Origin of the sequence: Nonomuraea glycinis (assembly GCF_035920485.1) — a bacterium.
Lineage (GTDB): Bacteria > Actinomycetota > Actinomycetes > Streptosporangiales > Streptosporangiaceae > Nonomuraea > Nonomuraea glycinis.
The window spans coordinates 1,422,720-1,440,570 of the sequence record NZ_CP109166.1 but is presented as its reverse complement, the minus strand read 5'-3'; the positions used below and the strand labels follow the sequence as shown (position 1 = coordinate 1,440,570).

14 protein-coding genes are annotated in these 17,851 nt (G+C 67.9%); 5 read left to right on the top strand and 9 right to left on the bottom strand.

Annotation, left to right across the window (positions count from 1 at the left end; genetic code table 11):
• Positions 1 to 19: 19 nt before the first annotated feature.
• The 3 genes from OHA68_RS06615 to OHA68_RS06605 form a co-directional block, all read right to left on the bottom strand.
• A complete protein-coding gene (locus tag OHA68_RS06615) occupies positions 20 to 1,384 on the bottom strand; it encodes an MFS transporter (protein ID WP_327106787.1) in 1,365 nt (454 codons plus the stop codon).
• Between the two features lie 107 nt (positions 1,385 to 1,491).
• Entirely contained in the window at positions 1,492 to 1,920 is a 429-nt protein-coding gene (locus tag OHA68_RS06610; RefSeq protein WP_327109472.1) for a tyrosine-type recombinase/integrase, read from the bottom strand.
• A 15-nt stretch (positions 1,921 to 1,935) separates the two neighbouring features.
• A complete protein-coding gene (locus tag OHA68_RS06605; RefSeq protein WP_327106786.1) occupies positions 1,936 to 3,222 on the bottom strand; it encodes a serine hydrolase domain-containing protein in 1,287 nt (428 codons plus the stop codon).
• Between the two features lie 129 nt (positions 3,223 to 3,351).
• Between OHA68_RS06605 and OHA68_RS06600 the strand changes: the two genes are divergently transcribed.
• The 3 genes from OHA68_RS06600 to OHA68_RS06590 all read left to right on the top strand — a co-directional run bounded on the left by OHA68_RS06600 (position 3,352) and on the right by OHA68_RS06590 (position 5,263).
• Positions 3,352 to 3,777 (top strand): GntR family transcriptional regulator, encoded by a 426-nt coding sequence (locus OHA68_RS06600; RefSeq protein WP_327106785.1) that lies wholly within the window; start codon positions 3,352 to 3,354, stop codon positions 3,775 to 3,777.
• A 77-nt stretch (positions 3,778 to 3,854) separates the two neighbouring features.
• Positions 3,855 to 4,301, top strand: coding sequence for a hypothetical protein (locus OHA68_RS06595; RefSeq protein WP_327106784.1), 447 nt, complete (start codon positions 3,855 to 3,857; stop codon positions 4,299 to 4,301).
• A 191-nt stretch (positions 4,302 to 4,492) separates the two neighbouring features.
• Positions 4,493 to 5,263: a hypothetical protein gene (locus OHA68_RS06590; protein ID WP_327106783.1), complete on the top strand. Its 771-nt coding sequence runs from the start codon at positions 4,493 to 4,495 to the stop codon at positions 5,261 to 5,263.
• A gap of 64 nt (positions 5,264 to 5,327) precedes the next feature.
• On the opposite strand, the gene soxR is transcribed toward OHA68_RS06590, so the two are convergent.
• Positions 5,328 to 5,816, bottom strand: a complete 489-nt coding sequence (soxR, locus tag OHA68_RS06585; protein WP_327106782.1) for a redox-sensitive transcriptional activator SoxR — start codon at positions 5,814 to 5,816, stop codon at positions 5,328 to 5,330.
• A 75-nt stretch (positions 5,817 to 5,891) separates the two neighbouring features.
• Here soxR and OHA68_RS06580 point away from each other — a divergent pair, with 75 nt between their 5' ends.
• Positions 5,892 to 7,439: an MFS transporter gene (locus OHA68_RS06580; protein ID WP_407674486.1), complete on the top strand. Its 1,548-nt coding sequence runs from the start codon at positions 5,892 to 5,894 to the stop codon at positions 7,437 to 7,439.
• A 4-nt stretch (positions 7,440 to 7,443) separates the two neighbouring features.
• Here OHA68_RS06580 and OHA68_RS06575 read toward each other — a convergent pair whose 3' ends face one another.
• The 3 genes from OHA68_RS06575 to OHA68_RS06565 form a co-directional block, all read right to left on the bottom strand.
• Positions 7,444 to 7,746: a DUF6199 family natural product biosynthesis protein gene (locus OHA68_RS06575; protein WP_327106780.1), complete on the bottom strand. Its 303-nt coding sequence runs from the start codon at positions 7,744 to 7,746 to the stop codon at positions 7,444 to 7,446.
• 296 nt (positions 7,747 to 8,042) lie between these two features.
• Positions 8,043 to 9,884, bottom strand: coding sequence for an FG-GAP-like repeat-containing protein (locus OHA68_RS06570; protein ID WP_327106779.1), 1,842 nt, complete (start codon positions 9,882 to 9,884; stop codon positions 8,043 to 8,045).
• A gap of 265 nt (positions 9,885 to 10,149) precedes the next feature.
• On the bottom strand, positions 10,150 to 10,272 hold the full coding sequence (locus tag OHA68_RS06565; protein ID WP_327106778.1) for a hypothetical protein: 123 nt from the start codon (positions 10,270 to 10,272) through the stop codon (positions 10,150 to 10,152).
• Between the two features lie 124 nt (positions 10,273 to 10,396).
• On the opposite strand from OHA68_RS06565, the gene OHA68_RS06560 reads away from it, so the two are divergent.
• A complete protein-coding gene (locus tag OHA68_RS06560; protein ID WP_327106777.1) occupies positions 10,397 to 14,062 on the top strand; it encodes an nSTAND1 domain-containing NTPase in 3,666 nt (1,221 codons plus the stop codon).
• Positions 14,063 to 14,093: 31 nt separating this feature from the next.
• Here the strand turns inward: OHA68_RS06560 and OHA68_RS06555 are convergent, their stop codons facing one another.
• Positions 14,094 to 16,934: an AfsR/SARP family transcriptional regulator gene (locus OHA68_RS06555; RefSeq protein ID WP_327106776.1), complete on the bottom strand. Its 2,841-nt coding sequence runs from the start codon at positions 16,932 to 16,934 to the stop codon at positions 14,094 to 14,096.
• 221 nt (positions 16,935 to 17,155) lie between these two features.
• Positions 17,156 to 17,782 (bottom strand): TetR/AcrR family transcriptional regulator, encoded by a 627-nt coding sequence (locus OHA68_RS06550; protein WP_327106775.1) that lies wholly within the window; start codon positions 17,780 to 17,782, stop codon positions 17,156 to 17,158.
• Between the last annotated feature and the right edge of the window lie 69 nt (positions 17,783 to 17,851).

Below are 17,851 nucleotides of genomic sequence, written 5' to 3'. Positions count from 1 at the left end.
TCGTGAACACCCCACCAGGTCAAAGGCCGTTTCCGAGTGATCGGGAACGGCCTTTCGCGTTGCTGGGTGACTGATTGAGTGACTGCGTCTCAGAGTGGTGACTGTCTGGACTGACAGTGCGGCCGCCGTGGCGGTGGCGGGCTGGCATCGGTTGTGTGGGGACAGTTCTGTCGGTCTGCTTGCGCGGCAGGATCATCGCGGCGGCGCTCATCACGCCCGCAGCGGCGAAGAGGGACGTTCGTGTATCGAGCCAAGTTGCCACCAGGCCACCAAGGAGGATGAACAGTGGCTGGGTGACCGTCGTGGCGAATGACCACAAGGTGGCCACCCGGGAGATGAGGTTGTCGGGGGTTTGCAACTGGCGATAGCTCGCCATGGTGGAGTTCGCCGCTCCGGCGAACAGGAGGACCATGGCGAACCCGAAGCCGCACATCAGTAGGCCGAGGGTGCCGGGCATGGCTGCGGGGATCAGGAAGTACCAAGGGCCACGCAGCACGCTGGTCCACCACAGAGCGCGCACGGCTCCCAGCCGGGCCACCAGTTTCGGCGCGAGCCTTGCGCCGAAGAAGCCGCCTAGGGAGGGTACTCCCATCAGCAATCCGTACTGCCAAGCTTCGAAGCGCAGGTCGCGGAGGTAGAAGACGGCGGACACCGATGCTGCCATCGAGCTGGCGCCGGCGAAGGTTACCCAGCTGATCAGGATCATCCGGATAGTCGGATGCCTCCAGGCGAACCGCCATCCTGCGAACAGCTCTGCCCGCCACGGAGTGTGTCTGTCGCGCACCGGCGGGGCTGGTTCGGGGGTGCGCAGAGCTTTGATCGCCAGCGCGCTGAATAAGAAAGACAAGGCATCGAGGACCAACGAGCCCACTGCGGTAAGGAAGCCGATGAGTGCGCCGCCGATGGACGGGCCGACGGAGATGCTGAGCCAGCGCGTGGATTCCAAGCGACTGTTGGCGTCGATCAAACGGTCTGCGGAGACGAGTGCTTTCAGATGGGCTTGTCCCGCTGCATTGAACGCGATCTGAGAAGCAGCGTTGATCACGGCAATCACGCACAGGTGTGCGAAGGTCAAAGCACCGAGGAACGCGGCGATCGGGACGCTCGCCAGGGAGGCACACCTGACGATTTCGGTGATGATCATTGTTGGGCGCTTACGCCTGAACTCGACATGGCTTCCAAGGGGAAAGGCCAGGAGCGCAGTGGTGATCGCGGTCAGCGCCGTAAGGAGGGCGACCTGGAAGGTTGAGGCATTGACAACGGTGACGGCGATTACGGGTAGAGCCACCATCCCTACGGCTGACCCCAGTTGGCTTATGGCCGAGCCCGTCCAGAGCCGCCGGAAGTCCTGGTGCCCTCGGATGCTTGTGCGGGGTGAGCTCATTGGCCTCATTGTGCTGTAGGTGTCGACCCCCGAAGATCAATGAGGTTGGCGCAGTCGAGGCGGGGTGAGAGCCGACGACTCGCCCCCGCCAGGACTTCTCGTGAAGATCAGCTGTTTGGAAATATCCGGTCCATCGCCTCAGCGCCATCCAGGATGACGGGGCGGAGTTGTTTCCGGTAGACGGTCTCCGTCACGCTGATGTTGCGGTGGACGACCAGGCGTGAGATGGCCTCGATGGACATGCCGAAGTCGGAGAGCAGTGAGACGAAGCTTTGCCGCATCTCACGGGGTGTCCAGTCCTTCGGGTCGAGGCCGGCCCTTCTGAGGATGGCCGGGAAGGAGCGGCGGACGTTGTGCGCGTCGAGTTCCGTGCCGACCTTGGACGCGAAGACGAGGTCGTTGTCCTGCCAGCGGTCACCCGCTGCCTTCTGGGCTACCCCCTGGCCTTCGTGGTGGAGCTTGAGAGCGACGACACACCCCGCGGGGCGGCGCCGAGCTCGTGGCTGGTGTCGCCGACATGTCGGCCAGGCATCGATGCCATCGTGGGCCCTCTACGGTGCGGTGCCGTGTAGCTCTCGGATGAGGGAGCCCGGCACCGGCGTGCCGAACATGTGGCAGACGGCCACCTTCTGGGCGGCGAACTCTGCGTTGGTCCAGCGTGTGATCCCGTCGTTGGGTGCGAGGTCGCTGGCCTTGCCGGTGCTGTCGCTGATGGCGGTGCGGCGACCGTCGCCGGAGACCGCGGTCGTGCTGTGGTGGCCCTGGGTGTCGCCGCCGTGGCCCCATGCCGTCCCGCAGGGCGTATCGAACTTGATCAGTCCGAGACCGTAGCGGCCCTTGATGGGAAATTCGCGCGGTAAGGCGACGGTGGTCTTCATCTGTCGGAGCTGCGTACGGGAGAACAGTTCGGCTTTGAGAAGGGCGGAGTAGAAGCGTGACAAGTCGCTGGCGGTGGAGATGACCGCCCCGGCAGCGCCGGCCCAGCCGCCGATGTTCGCACCGGTGTGATCGGTGTACTTCGGGGTGCCGTCGGCAAAGGCGATGGCGTATCCGTGAGCGTATCCTGGGCCGGTGTTGGTGGCCCGCGGGTTGGCGTAGTACGTGTGCTTGAGGCCGAGCGGGCGGACGATGCGCTGGCGAATGAGGTCAGCGAGACTCGAGCGGGTCAGCTTCTGCGCGATCATTCCGAGCAGGGTGTAATTCGTGTTCGAGTACGACCAACCCTTGCCGGGGGCGAATGTCGGTGGGTGGGCGAAGGCAGCGGTGAGCAGCTCTCGCTCGGTCCAGTTGTGCTGCGGGTCGTTCTGCATGATGGACAACACCTTGGGGTCGCCGGTGTAGCTGAACAGGCCGCTCGTGTGGTTGAGCAGCATGCGCACGGTGATGTTGTCGCCGTTGGGGACGACGCCGGGCAGGTACGCCGAGACCGGTGAGTCGAGTGTGACCGCCTTCTTGTCGACCAGTTGCAGGATCAGCGTCGCGGTGAAGGTCTTGGTGTTGCTGCCGATCTCGAACTGGTCGTCCGCGCGCAGCGCGCGGCCCGTGGCCATGTCGGCGACTCCGACGACGGTGGTGGAAACGCGCCGACCATCGTTGATCCGTGCCAGGTAACCAGGGTTGCCGATGGCCAGCATCTGCTGTGCGACGTCACGCATGGAGCCGTCGGCCGGCGCGGACGCGGCGGTGGTCGGTGGGGCTGGGTGGGGGGTGGCGGCAGCGGGAGCGGCGACGGCAATTCCCGAACTGGCCAGTATCGCCGCCGCGGTTATGGCGACACCCACGGTGCGCCGATTGCTGTGGTGCCTCGTCGTTGAGGCGGTCGGGTAGGTGGGGCTCATGGTCATGTCTCCTTGGTTGACGGCGCGAGGCCCGGGGCTGCCTCGCCGCTGGTCGGGGCAAGCCTCTCCCGCGAAGCGCCGTGGCCGAGCGGCTGTTCTATTAGATATATAGCAGATATAATCTCTAGCGTGCAGCTGCTACTTGACCTCGACAGCGAGACGCCGATCTACCAGCAGATCCGCGACCGCATGGTGGAAGCCATCGCGGACGGGCACCTCGCGGCAGGCGCCGCGCTGCCTTCGACCAGACAGCTGGCGGTCGACCTCGCGATCAACTTCCACACCGTCAACAAGGCGTACGACCTGCTGCGCCGAGAAGGAATCATCAGCATCAACCGCAAGAGCGGCGCCACCGTGCACGCGTCAAACAGCCCACCACCGGGGCCGAGGCCGCCGCCGACTGGCGACGACGCGCCCGCACACTGCTCGCCGAGGCCGACGTTCGCGGACTGCCCAAAGAAGAATGGGAGCAACTTCGGGATGAGGTTAAGGGCACGGCTGTACAGCAACGCCGTCTTACCCGATCACCACTTGAGCAGGACTGTCGCGCGTTGACGAGGCAGCTGCCCTGCCCTTGTAACCAGATGGTGTGCGTGCGATGAGATCACCAGGAGTCGGCAGACTATGGGCGCATGGAGATACTTCCCGGCGCAGGTGTGCCCCTGGTTAGGGTCGGAGATCAGCGAGCCGAGGTTGAGAGCCGGATCGGTGGGCCGGTACATGACCGGAGCAGTAAGAACGTCTACGACACTGCTCCCATGCTGATCGTCCACTACGCCTCGGACGACAGAGTTGAGCTGGTGGAGATCGGCTACTCCGGCTCCGGTGGTGAGGAGGTGGTTTTCGACGGCGTTCAGCTGACCTACCGGTTCTTGGATGAGGTGGTTTCTGATCTGGCCGCGAAGGGCTACACGAGCACACCTTCTGATATCGGCTTCACCTTCCACGCGGGCTTCTCGGTGTGGTCGATGGGATCTCTATGGGCTCGTGATCTGGATCCTGAAGCTGACGAGGAGGACGAACGCTCAATCGTCGAAGGAGTATCGGTCGCCCCCTACTTGTATTGGGACGAGGGCTGAGCGGGCCACTTGAGCGGGCTACAAGAGCAGGGCGCCGGCTCCCAGACGGCATCCTTGTCCGCCGTGATGGAGAGCATAGGTAGATGGCTTCGCATCGAAGGGTCAGGGGTTCGAATCCCCTCGTCTCCACCAGCAAGATCAGAATGCTCGGTTCCAGATCATGGAACCGGACCTTCTGACATAGTGAGCATGTGCAGGCAGCGGCGGAAGATTGGCCTGAGCCGATATCGACGTGCTGGAACCACTGGCTCGCGGTTCCGACCGGTGACCAGGTCGGCGTCATGGAGATCCTGGGGTTGTCGTTGCCCAGGCCGATTACCTTTGCCGAGGCACAAGAGGTGATCGACGAAGACGGACATGGCGAGCCCGGCAGCCGTGATCACCTGTCGCGGGTTTTTGTCACTCCCGAGGTGGACGGCTGGACCCTGGTCATCGGCGCATGGTGCGACCCTTTCGACGGCGCGCGTCGTGAGGATGTGCTCAGGTTGTGCCGGGCGCTCAGTGCCCGCTATGGAGGGGCGCAGGCCTATTACTACGGCGCGCAGGGGGACGGTTCGGCATGGCTGGTGGCCGAGAACGGCTGCGCCATTCGCCGGTACGCGGCAACCGGCGAACCGGATGACAAATCGCTCACCCTCGGTAACCCGCTGCCCCATGAACAGGTACGGTTGCAGGAACTGGGGCTGTCGGTCGATGGAGACTTGCGGACGGCAAGCGTCGAACAGCTCGATGAGTGGACACTGGCGGCCTTCGACATGGCCCCAGAGATCGCCGCCGCCTGCGGTGTCAGCCCGTTCACGCTGACTCACGACACCAAGGTGCGTGGAACCGGCGTGCTCGCGATAACCCGCGCCGCCGTCACTCCGCCAACGGCCAGCTCAGCCCCGCTGAATACGAACGCTGACACGCTCTCAACAACGCCCAAGACCTCGACTATGCTGCCGCATAGTCGCAAGCCCTGATGTGTCTATCGAACCGGGGCAACTCCAGTCTGCATCCGGCCCGGAAGATTTGACGACTGCGCGGTCAGAGAGACGGGAAGCGGCTTTCATCTGCCAGTCGACGGCTCAAGAGGCGACGCGGGCCGGTGCCCTCGTCTCCGAGACGATCGTCGGGGTTGCGCAGCACGCATCGATCGATGGAAAGGCATCCGCAGCCGACGCAGTCGGACAGCTCGTCGCGCAGGCGGGTGAGCTGCTCGATGCGGGTGTCGAGTTCGGCTCGCCACGAGGCGGATAGGCGGGTCCAGTCTTCCCTGTTCGGTGTGCGCTCCTCCGGAAGGCCTGCCAGCGCCTCGCCTACCATGCGCAGCGGAATGCCGACTCGCTGCGCCACCCGGATGAAGGCCACCCTGCGCAGTGTGTCGCGGGAGTAGCGTCGTTGGTTTCCCGCAGTCCTGCGGCTGCGGATCAGGCCCTTCTCTTCGTAGAAGTGCAAGGCGGTCACCGCGACGCCGGCACGGGTAGCGAGCTGCCCGACAGTGAGCTCCTTGGCGTCAAAAGGGGGTTTCGTCACGCCCCTCAGCCTAGAGCTTGACCTCGCCTATAGTCGAGGTTCCATCCTTGACGGGTGACAAGGTTTCCTGCGGACATCGCCTCGCCCACCACCGGCCACGCAGGGCGACGGGAATGGATCGGGCTTGCCGTTCTGTCCATTCCCGCTCTCCTCGCCTCCCTCGAGTTGACCGTGACTCACCTGGCGCTGCCCGCCATCGGCAGAGCACTGGCAGCCAACAGCGCTGAGCTGCTGTGGATCGTGGATGTTTATGCCTTTCTGCTCGCCGGATCGCTGATCACCATGGGTACGCTAGGCGATCGGATCGGCCGCCGACGCCTCCTGCTGATCGGCGCGGCCGCGTACGGCGTCGCATCCGTGTTCGCGGCGTACGCTCCCAGCGCGGGCGCGCTCATCGCGGTCCGCGCGCTACTCGGAATCTCTGGCGCTACGTTGATGCCGTCCGTGCTCTCCCTGACCGTCGCCATGTTCCGGGATCCGCGGCAACGCACCGTCGCCGTCGGGATCGTCATTGCCAGCGTGTCCGGAGGCACCGCGATCGGCCCTCTCGTGGGCGGGTGGTTGCTGGAGCGCTTCTGGTGGGGGTCGGTGTTCCTGCTCGGCGTGCCGGTGATGGCGCTGCTCCTGGCGCTGGGGCCGATCCTGCTGCCCGAGCGACGCGACGCGGGGGCAGGGCGGTTGGATCCGATCAGCGCCGCACTGTCGCTGGCCGCGGTGTTGCCGGCGGTCTACGGTCTCAAACAGATCGCCGCCGACGGTCCCGGCTGGTTGCCCGTGCTCTCCGTCACAGTCGGGCTGCTGCTCGCCGTCGTCTTCCTGCGCAGGCAGCGCGCGTTGCGCCACCCGCTGATCGACCTGCGATTGTTTGCGAACCGGGCGTTCAGCACCGCCGTGGCCACGCTGGCGCTCGGCATCTTCGTATTGTGGGGTTTCAACTACGCCTTCGCGCAATATCTGCAGTTGGTGCGCGGGCTCTCGCCGCTGGAGGCCGGTCTGTGGACGGCGCCTTCAGCTATCGGGGTAATCGTCGGATCGATGCTGGCCTCCAGAATCGTGCGCTGGATAGCCCCGGGACCGGTCATCGCGGCCGGACTGGCCCTGGCTGCCGTCGGCTTCGTCGTGGTCGCCGCCCAGGCGGGCCTGACTGCCGGGACAAGTGCCCTGGCTCTCCTGGTCACCGGGGCCATCATCGTGTCCGCTGGGCTCGGTCCGATGATGGCGCTGGCCACCGACATGGTCGTCGGTACCGCACCCCCCGAGCAGGCCGGCGCCGCCTCGGCGATCTCCTCGACCGCACCTCAACTCGGCGGTGCACTTGGCATCGCAGTCCTTGGCAGCGCCATCACCGCGGTGTACCAGAGCGAAATGAGCCGCGCTGTCGTGGCGGGCCTCCCCTCAGAGGCCGTGTCCGCCGCGAGGGAGAGCCTGGGTGGCGCTGTGACGGCCAGTCACGTTCTTCCCGACCTGCCCGGGGACATGCTGCTCAGCGCAGCCCGTGAAGCGTTCACTACAGGGTTTCAGCTGAGCGCTGTGGTCAGCGCCGCGACCGTGGCAGGCATGGCCGTCACGGTCGCGGTCATGCTGAGGCACGGCCGAGTCGGCGCCAAGCCGACCGCCCGTTGAAGGGTCAATCTTCGAGGCAGAGGAAGGTGTCCTTCTCGCACGTCTGCTCGGGGGTCGGCTCGGGCTCTTCGCGGGTTTGCTGGTAGGTCGTCGTCTCTGCGGGTTTCTGGTCGTGTTCGATGGCCGCGGGAATGAAGATGAAGACCAGCACCACCAGTGTGACGATCCCGAGGACGCGGGTGAATGCCACGGTGCCGTCGCTGGGTTCGTGGGCCTCGGGATTCTTGTAACCGGAGGCCTGCATCAGCCAGTAGCCGCGGGGGAACACAGCCATGAACAGGCATATAAGCGCGAACAGGATGGTCAAGAAGGTCCACATGGAGCCCCCCGCGGGCTGACGACGGATAGGAGCTGATTCGGCGAATCAGCAGCTGATCTTCACGTTTCCGGCGGTGGCGCCGCCCGCGCTGTCGCAGTCCTTTTGGGGGTACCGGGGAAGAGGACGCACTTCGCGGCGCTGCTGGATTCAACCTGGATAGAAGCTGCCGCCTTTATATGCGAGCACGATAAGGAGCCCTGAATCAGAGGACCCTAAGGACGAGAGGGACTTTAGTGACGACCGGTATATCCTCGGTATGCTGAGCCTGTACCACGGCCGAGTAGTCAGAAGTACGGTGTCCAGCCGGAACTGATCGCGGTGGCCGGGCCGAACTGGTTGCCGCCCTTGCCGTTCCAGACGGTCAGTGTTCCGGTTTCGCTGTGCACGGCGCCTATGTCGGTCTTGCCGTCCTGGTTGACGTCGCCCAGGGACATCAGTGTGTCCTCGTACGGGTTCCAGCCGGGCCCGAGTTCGATCGCGCTCGTGAAGTCGTTCGTACCCTTGCCGTTCCAGATGTGCAGCTTGTGGCTGTCCTTTTTGACCGCTGCCAGGTCGCTGATCCCGTCGCCGTTGAAGTCTCCCGCGATCGGACGGCTGAAGACCTTCCAGCCACCGCCGATCGTGTTGCCCGGGCCGAACTGGTTGCCGCCCTTGCCGTTCCAGATGGTCAGCTTTCCGGTTTCGCTGTGCACGGCGCCTATGTCGGTCTTGCCGTCCTCGTTGACGTCGCCCAGGGACATCAGTGTGTCCTCGTACGGGTTCCAGCCGGGCCCGAGCTCGATCGCACTGGCGAAGTTGTTCGAGCCTTGGCCGTTCCAGATGTGCAGCTTGTGGCTGTCCTTCTTGATCGCTGCCAGGTCGCTGATCCCGTCGCCGTTGAAGTCGCCGGCGATCGGCCGGGTGAAGGCCGTCCAACCGTCGATCGCGGTGGCCGGGCCGAACTGGTTGCCGCCCTTGCCGTTCCAGACGGTCAGCGTTCCGGTGGCGGCGGAGAAGAGGTCGCCCACGCCGTCGGCATTGAAGTCCGGGGTGGCCGATGCACTTATCCCGGCGCCGTGCGGGTTCTGCGCGTGGGTGAGGGTCTCCCAGCCCAGGAAGTGGGACACCCCGGCGGGGCGGTTCTGTTCGACCCATCGCGCGGCGTCGGGAATGTCGTATCCGAGACGATGGTGCAGCGCGTTGTAGCCGACCTCGAAGTGGTCCCCAAGGCCCTTGGTGACCTTTCCGCCGCACAGCCAGGACGGCACCGTCCCGCCCAGCTCCAGGCGCGCGTGGAAGTCCATCGCGGATCGCAGCCGGTGCTTGGCCGTGGCGTACAGGTCCATGCCCTGGTGGCGGGCCGTCTCCGCGACGTGGGAGATGGCCGCGAGGCCCCATCCGGTGTGCCAGAGGTCACGGCAGGTCTCCTGGGTCAGCCCGTCCACGAACGTGGTCTGGCCCTTCCAGTAGTCGATGATCTCGGCTTTGGTGTCGTGCTTGCTGTTCGGCGGCGCCTTGGGGTACGAACCGTCCGTCTTGAGGTAGACGTAGGCGGGCAACCTGCCGCGCCAGGTCGTGATCGCCCGATCGAAGGAGGCACGGTCGTCCAGGTGCACGGCGATGCCGATCGCGGCATCCGTCATGATCAGTTCCCAGTTGCCGTTGTTGTCAGGCCTTCCGGCGATCAAGGTCGGGAGGTACACGGTGCGCAGCTTGCCGGCGAACCGGCCGGCCTGGGTCCACCCGGTGTAGGTGTGCTTGATGAGCTCGGCGGCGCGGGAGAAGTTGGCGCCCGCCCAGCCGGTCTGCAGCGGCGCGTTGTCCCCGGTGTGTTTGGTGATCACGGCTGACCAGGCGTCCATGATCTGGATTGCCTTCTGGGCGTAGCGGGAGTCCTTGGTGAGGTACCACCGCAGGGCGTGCGTGTAGGCCGCCATGGCGTCCTCGCGTTCGGCGGAGCAGCCGTTGTCGGGCTTCGACGACGGGCCGCAGTTCACCTCGGCGCGGGGGTGGGCCGTATAGGACAGCTGGGCGAAGCGATGGAGTTGCAAGGCGTTCCAGGCGGACTTCCACGGCTCGTTGCCGAGGTTGGCCCTGACGAAGTCGAGCTGAGCCCGGCTGACCAGGACTCCGGGATGTTTGAACACGGCCGCCTGCGCAGGTTGCGGCATGGATAAGGCAGCGACCACGAGCATGGCGGCGGCAAGAGGGCGGGCGAGACGCACGGGGTTCCTTCCTAGATGAAAACGCTTATTTCGCCAGCCGTCGGTTCGGCTGTCAAGGCGTTCGTGCCGTGGCCATAGGCCCGCTATACCGGCGGCATACCGTACCCACGGTTGGACCCCATGCGGGGCGGGATACCGGCCGGACGGCGATGAGAGCGGGGCAGGCCTGCTTGTGTCCCGGACCACGTCACCCTGTCGGGGCGGGAGCGTCCAGGTCTCCGTCCTGGTCGGCCGGCGCGAGCGCCAGGCCGGCGCCGACGGCTCCATCGCCCGTGTGGATCTCCCAGGGTCGCAGTACGTGAAATCTCATGATTTGCCCCTTCTTGTGGTGCCGGAGATCTAAGGTCTAAGGCGGCCCAGGGATGTCCGAAATAGCCCTCCGTGGGTTCAGGACAACGCGGCAAGGACTCCGGACAACACGAGGTGGGTGAGCATTGGGGCGGCCCGAGCAGCCGGTGGATCCGCTGGCCGGTCCCGTCGAAAGGCTCGCCTGGGAATTGCGCCGGCTCAGGGACGAGGCCGGGCGACCGAGCTACCGCTTACTCGCGCAGCGCGCGCATTTCTCGCGGAGCACCCTCGCCGAGGCGGCCACCGGGACGCGGCTGCCCACGCTTGAGGCGACACTGGCGTACGCCGTCGCCTGCGGTGGCGACCCCGCCGAATGGGAGCGGAAGTGGCATCTGGTCGCGGCCGAACTCGAACGGTCGCAGCGCCGTTGCCCTTACCCCGGCCTGCTTCCGCTGGACGTCGACGCCGCCGACCTGTTCTTCGGCCGGGACGACCTTCTCGAGGTCCTGCTGAAGGCCGCGAAGCAGGGACCGCTGACGGTGGTCCGCGGGGCCACCGGCAGCGGCAAATCCTCGTTGCTGCGGGCCGGGCTGGCCGCGCGGCTGACCGCTGCCGGAACCACTGTCAAGCTGCTCACTCCGGGTGCGCACCCGCTGTCCCGGCTGCACGCCACCGACGCTGACGGCTCCGACGTGATGATCGTCGACCAGTTCGAGGAGACGTTCACGCTCTGCGCCGACGAGCGGGAACGCGTCGGCTTCCTCGACGCGCTGAGCGAGCTCGTCAGCGGTCAGGACGGCCCGGCGCTGGTGATCGGGATCCGCACCGACTTCTACGAGCGCTGCATGTCGCATCCCGGTCTGGCCGCAGTGCTCCTCGACAGCGTTCACCTGCCGGTCGGACCGATGTCCGAGCAGGAGCTGCGCGCCATCATCACCGAACCCGCCGCCCGGGCGGGGCTGAGCGTGGACCCTGATCTGGTGGTCACCGTGGTGGCCGAGGCCGCCGAGCAGACGGGGGCGCTTCCGATGGTCGCGCACGCGCTGCGCGAAACGTGGAGCAGGCAGCAGGGAGACACGCTGGCGCTGGCGGACTACCGGGCCGTGGGTGGCGTGTCCGGCGCGATCGCGCGAACCGCTGAGCACCTGTACGCCGATCTGGAGGTCGACCAGCGGCAGTTGCTCCGCGCCGTGCTGCTGCGGCTCGTCGCCCTGGGCTCGGGCAGCTCCGACACCCGCCGCGGTCTCGACTGGGACGAGCTGGCCGGCATCGGACCCGGCGGCGAGCTGGACGCGGTCCTCGACCGGCTCGCCGCCGCCAGGCTCATCGTCGTGGACCAGGACCTGGTCGACATCGCGCATGAAGCGCTTCTCACCGGCTGGCCCCGGCTGCGGGAATGGCTCACCGCCGACCGTGAGGCCCTTCTGCGGCACCAGCGGCTCACGTCCGACGCGGCCGAATGGGATCGCAACGGGCGCGGCGAGGACTACCTGTACCGCGGCACCCGCCTCGCCCTCTGGGACGGCGAGGCGAGCTTCGTACCGCTGAACGAGCTGGAGCGGACCTTCCTGGCGGCCTGCCGCGCGAGCGCGGCCGTGCGCGACCGGGCCCGCCGCCGGACCCGTCTCGCCTTCGGCGGGCTGCCGGTCGCCGCCGTCGCGGTCATCGTGCTGGCCACGCTCGTCCTGGTCCAGGTGGGCAACAGGGCCGTCGAGCGTGACCGTGCCACCTCGGTACGGCTGGCCGCCGAAGTGCGCCGCCAGCTCCACCAAGACCCGGAACTGGCGTTGCTGCTGGCGATCGAGGCGTACGAGGTGGAGCCCACCCAGGAGGCCGACCTCGTGCTCCGCCAGGCCACCGCGGACGCCCGGCTGCGCGGCTCCACCCCGGTGGGCCTGCGCAGGGTCACCGGAACGACGGCCACCCCGGACGGCCGGAAGATCGCGATCTGGGGCGCCGGGTCGGGCCCGGCGGGCCTGGAGATCTGGAGCCTGGACGGTACGGCACCGCGCCGGGCCGGCCATGTGCTCCAGGCGGATCGTACGGACGGCATCCAGAGCGCTGCGTTCAGCGGGGACGGCCGCCGGCTCGTCACCGGAGCCGCCGGAGGAGAAGTGGTGCTGTGGGACCTGGCGTCAAGCGGTCCGCCCGTGGTGCTGGGGACCGTCGACGGTAGCGTCCACGGCGTCAGCGTCAGCCGGGACGGCAGGGTGGCGAGCGCGCACGACGACGGCGTGCGCATCTGGAAGCCGGGACGCGCCGAGCCCGTCAAGCTCAGTGTCCCCGGCCGCGCGGTCAGGAGCGTCGCGTTCAGCCCCAGCGGCCGGCTGCTCGCCACCGGGGGCAACGGATCGCCGCTGCGACTGTGGGACATGACCCGGGACCGGCCCGTTCTGCGGCGCGCGGCCGCGCGCGGCGAGCCGGAGCAGGTGGCCGTCAGCCCGCGTGGGCCATGGGTCGCGACCGTCGAAGGCGACGTTCCCCGTGTCTGGGACGCGACGGAGACGCCGTCCGGCGACTGGATCCCGCAGGTCGAGTTGGCCGCCCACGCCCCGAAGCTGAACGGCCTGGTGTTCACCGCGGCCGGGGATCGTATGGCGACCTACGGCGCCGACGGCGTGATCCGCGTCTGGACGACGGGCGGCGACGCCGACCCGCTGGTGTTGCGCAGCCCGAAGGGGAATCCGCGCGGGGCGGCGTTCACCCCGGACGGAAGGTCATTGGTCAGCGTCGATGCGGACGGCTCCCTGCGGACGTGGGACGTCACAGCGGGCGACCCGGCACCGAGCGAGGGCAGGCCCCTGGCGCTCAGCGCCGACACGAGCACGGTGGCGGTCAGCACGGGGCAGGATTCACTCCTCAGCCCGCGGGACGTCCGCGTCAAAATATGGCGCGGCAATACCCCGGCCGAGGTACACGGCCCGCGTGATGCCGGCTACCTCGTCGCGCTGAGCCCGGCCGGCCGGCGGATGGCGGGCGTCGGCCGGGCCGGGACCCTGAGCCTGTGGGACCTCACCACCGCCGGCGCGCCGGTCACCACGCCCGCGCCCTTCCGCGGCCTCCCGGGCGCCCTGGTGTTCAGCGCCGACGGGAAGCGGATCGTGGCGGGCGCCTTCGACACCGAACCGCAGGTGTGGCAGATCTCCCCGTCCGGCGGGCTGACAGCGCTCACCGGCTGGCAGAGCCGGCCCACCGGCCGCGCCGACGGCGACGTGGCACTCAGCGCGGACGGCATGAAGCTGGCCGACGCCCGTGACGACCACACCGTCGTCGTCTGGGACCTGACCGGCCAGAGCGAGCCGAAGATTCTTCGCGGCCATGTGGAGGACATCACGGGCCTCGCCTTCAGCCCGGACGGGCAGCGACTGGCCGCCGCGGCCGCGGACGGCGCCATCCGGCTCTGGGACATCGGCGGCCGGGGCGAGCCCGCGAACGTGCTGTACGGCGCGGAGAGCACCGTCCGCAGAGTGGGTTTCAGCCCTGACGGCACCTGGCTGGTCACCAACGAACCCGCGGGCCACCTGCGGCTCTGGCGGGCGGCAGGCGGCGGCGAACCGCTGGAGTTGACCGGCTGGGGCGCGACCGGCGGTCTCGCGGTGTTCAGTCCCGACGGTAAGCGGATCGTCAGGGGGTTGAGCCCGCAGATCTTCCTCGGTCGCTCGCTGGTGACCGGTCTGGGCGGCAGCCTCGTCCGGGCCCGCGCCTGCGAGGTGTGCGGCCCGGCCGAAACGGTGCTCGAACTGGCCAGATCGCGCCGTACCCGCGAGCTGACCGCGGAAGAACGCCGCAGCCATCTCGGCCCGAACTCCTGACCTGCATCTCCCGGATTCCCGGAGGGTCTGATCAACGCGCTCCCGCGCTCAAGTGCTTGACGGGGTCGGGAGGTAGAGGGAGGTCCTGGGCGAGCAGGACCTCCAGCTCCTCCTCGGTGAGGAGATGGACGTCACGCAGAATCCGAGCAGACCGGTGCCAGCACTGCCGTGCCTCGTCCTGCCGGCCAAGATCGTGCAAGGCGTCGCCGAGCCCCCACAGGGTAACGGCCTCCAGCGCGCGGGCACCGGCCTTGTGGTGGAGGAAGGCCGACCTCCGGTATTCGGCCTCGGCCTCATCGAGCCTGCCGGCGCGTCGGTAGGCATCGGCCAGCGTGTCGGTCGCCGTTGCCTCGCCGAGGGGATTGTCGAACTCCGCCCAGATCTCCAGGCTCTGCCGGCTCGCGTCGATCGCGTCGTCCAGCCGGCCCATTCTGATCAGCACCGCGGCCCGGCCGTTGAGGATCATCGCTTGGTAGGCGCGCAGGCCGCCGGCTGTCGCTGTCGCCGTCGCCTCGTCCTGGGTGGCGAGCGCGTCGTCGAAGCGCCCCAGCTTGCCGTAGGTCGTGCCGAGGTTGTGGAGGGTGCCCGCCTTACGTTGGGGCAGACCTGCGCGATCCCAGCACACGAGGGCACGCTCGAACTGCTCGACCGCGGGCTCCAAGCGACCTTGGTTCTTGTGGATGCTGCCCAGCTGGTTGTGCCCGCGGGCTTGACCCGCCCAGTCGCCGGCGTGGACGGCCACCTGCAGGGCCTGGTGATGGATCTCGGCCAGGTCGGTGAGCCAGCCTCTGTGGCTGAAGGGTCTGTTGAGACTGGCGGCGAGGCCTTCCACGGTGCCGGGATCGTCGGTGCGGGTGGTGGCCTGCCGGGCGACGGCGATGAGATTGTCGCGCTCCAGCTCGATCCAGTCGATCGCCTCCTGCGGTGTGTCCAGGCGAAGGCCCGGCTGGTCGGCGCGGAGATTTCTGACGATGGGGGAGATGGGATCGAGCAGAAGGCTGGCCGTCCTGGCTGTGGCGAGGTAATGGTGCAACGCGCGGCGGGTGGCGGCCACCCGATCGCTCTCCTGGACGATGTCGCCGGCTTGTTCGTGGGCGTAGAGGCGGACGAGGTCGTGCATCCGGTAGCGGCCCGGCCCCGCCGGTTCGAGCAGCCGGGCATCCAGGAGGCGGTCCAGCGTGGCCTCCACCATGCGCTCGGGCCGGTCGGCGAGAGCGGCGGTGGCTGCCGGGGTGTGGGTGGGCGTGTCGAGGAGGCCGAGCAGGGCGAACAGGTGGGCGGCGTCCTGGCCGGAGGGCTCCTCCTTGAGGTGATAGAGGCTGACGGCGATGCCGGCGCGGACGGCCAGGTCGGCGTACTCCAGCGTGTCCAGGCGGCGGGTGGCGTCGGCGAGCCTGTCGGCGAGGTAGGACAGCGTCCAGTCGGGGCGGGCGGCCAGACGTGCCGCCGCGATGCGAAGGGCAAGGGGCAGGCCCCCGCAGAGCCGGACGATCCGCCCGGCGGCCTCCGGCTCGGCGTGGACCCGGCCGGGACCGGAGATCCGGGCCAGCAGCGCGGTGGAGTCGGATGGATCGAGCCCGGGCAGGTTCAGCTGGCTCGCCCCGTCGAGCGAGGTGAGAACCTGCCGGCTGGTGATGACGACCGCGCACCCCGGCCCGGCGGGAATGAGCGGGCGGACCTGGCGGGTGTCGAGGGCGTTGTCGAGGATGATCAGCACGTTCCGCGCCGAGGTGAGGGATCGGTAGCGGGCCGCGGCCTCGTCGACTGTGGTCGGTACGGCGGAGCCGTCCAGCCCGAGCGAGCGCAGAAGCCGGCCGAGCGCCTCGAGCGGCGACAGAGGCCGGAGCCCGTCGGTGGCGCCGTGCAGGTCGATGTAGAGAACGCCGTCGCCATAGCGGTCGGCGACGGCGTGCGCCAGGTGGACGGCCAGCGCGGATTTGCCGATCCCGCCGGGACCGCCGATGGCGACGATCGCCGACGTGCCGGCCCTCGGGCCGGTGAGCGCCTTGTCGAGCCAGGCCAGCTCGACATCGCGGGCGGTGAAGGCGCGGGTATCGGCGGGCAACTCGGCCGGGGCGACGGCGTCGCCGAGCGTGGCATCCTGCGCCGGAGCGGTCAGGTCCAGGACGGGATCGCGAGCGAGGATCGCCCGCTGGAGCCGGCGCAGCTCGGCACCCGGCTCGATGCCGAGCTCCTGGATCATGACGCCGCGAGCGTCCTGGTAGACCCCGAGCGCTTCCGATGACCGTCCAGCGCGATACAGCGCCAGCATCAGCTGCGCATGCGGCCTCTCCCGCAGCGGGTGCGCCTCGATGTGGACGGTCAGATCCGCGATCACCGTGTGGTGATGGCCCGCCGCCATCCGCAGCTCGACGTGATCTTCCAGCGCGGTGAAACGTTCCTCCGCCAGGCGGGTGGCCTCGATCTGGGCCCACTCCGCCGACATGCCCGCCAGCGCCTCTCCCCGCCACAACGCCAGAGCCTGCCGAAATAACCTGTCAGCCGTAACGATCTCTCTCCTGGCCCGGCAGGCACGCGCTTCGCGCACCAGCCGCATGAACAGGTGAGCATCGACGTGATCAGGTGGCACGTCCAGGCAGTATCCACCTGGGGCGGTCACGATGACCTCGTCGAGCGCCCGGGGCGCGAGGAACTCGCGAAGCTTCGACACCACGATGTGGAGCTGCTTCGGCGCCGTCGCCGCCCCGCTCTCTCCCCACACATCGGCGAGGAGCTGGTCAGTGGCGACCACTCGGCCGGCGCTCAATGCCAGCCGGGTCAGCAGGCCGATCCGTCGGCTGCCGGTCAGCGGCAGCACGTCGCCGCCTGCCGTCAGCTCCCACGGACCCAAGATCTTGATCCTCAGTCCCATCGCACAACCCTCCGCAGGCAGGACCAGCGTCTTATCGGTCATGACCGTTACCTGGTGGAGGGCCTCCGCGATCTTCTGAGTGGCAGGTGACGAACATACCGGAACACACCGCGGGTTGAGACGCTGTCGCTCTGTCGTTGACTCTGCGCTGTGCCGTACTCATCCTGGTCGCTTCCTTCCAGGTGCCAAGAAGCCCGGCGCGCCGTACGTTACAGCTGCCTTCAACCCCGACCTGGCTCGTGTCTCGGCCATGCGGCCAGGGCGAGGTCGGCGATCTGGGCGAGTTCGGCCGCGTCAGCGCCGTCCCGGGCGCGTTGCGACATTCCCTGGATGACGGCGGCGAAGTATCCGGCCAGGGCGTGGGGATCGGCGTTCGGGGGTAGTTCGCCGTCCTGCTGAGCGGCGCGCAGGCGGTCTTGGAAGACCACGAGGTTGGCGTTGCGCAGATCGCGGAGGAATGCTGCTATCTCGGCGTCCTGGACGGTCACGTTGGTGGCGGCACTGATGGTCAGGCAGCCGGCGGGGTGTGAGGGGTCGGGGTAGATCGTCGCGGCCTCGCGCAGGATGCGAGCGAAAGCGTGGTGCGCTCTTGGCTCCTCGCGGAGGGCGACGCCGATGAACGCGCCGACGGGCGAGCGAGCGTAGGCGTGCACGGCCTCCTTGAACAGCGCCTTCTTGTCGCCGAAGGCGGCGTACAGGCTGCCTGGCCGGATGCCCATCGCCTCGGTGAGCTCGTTGAGCGAGGTGGCTTCGTAGCCGCGCTCCCAGAACAGCCGCGTGGCCGCGGCGAGTGCCGTGTCACGGTCGAACGTTCGCGGACGGCCCCGTGCTGTGCCTGCTTGACCCATGCCTCACATTCTAGAGCGTCCACTCAACAAGGCGTGTTACCGTATTTGTTGAGCAAGCACTCAAAAAAT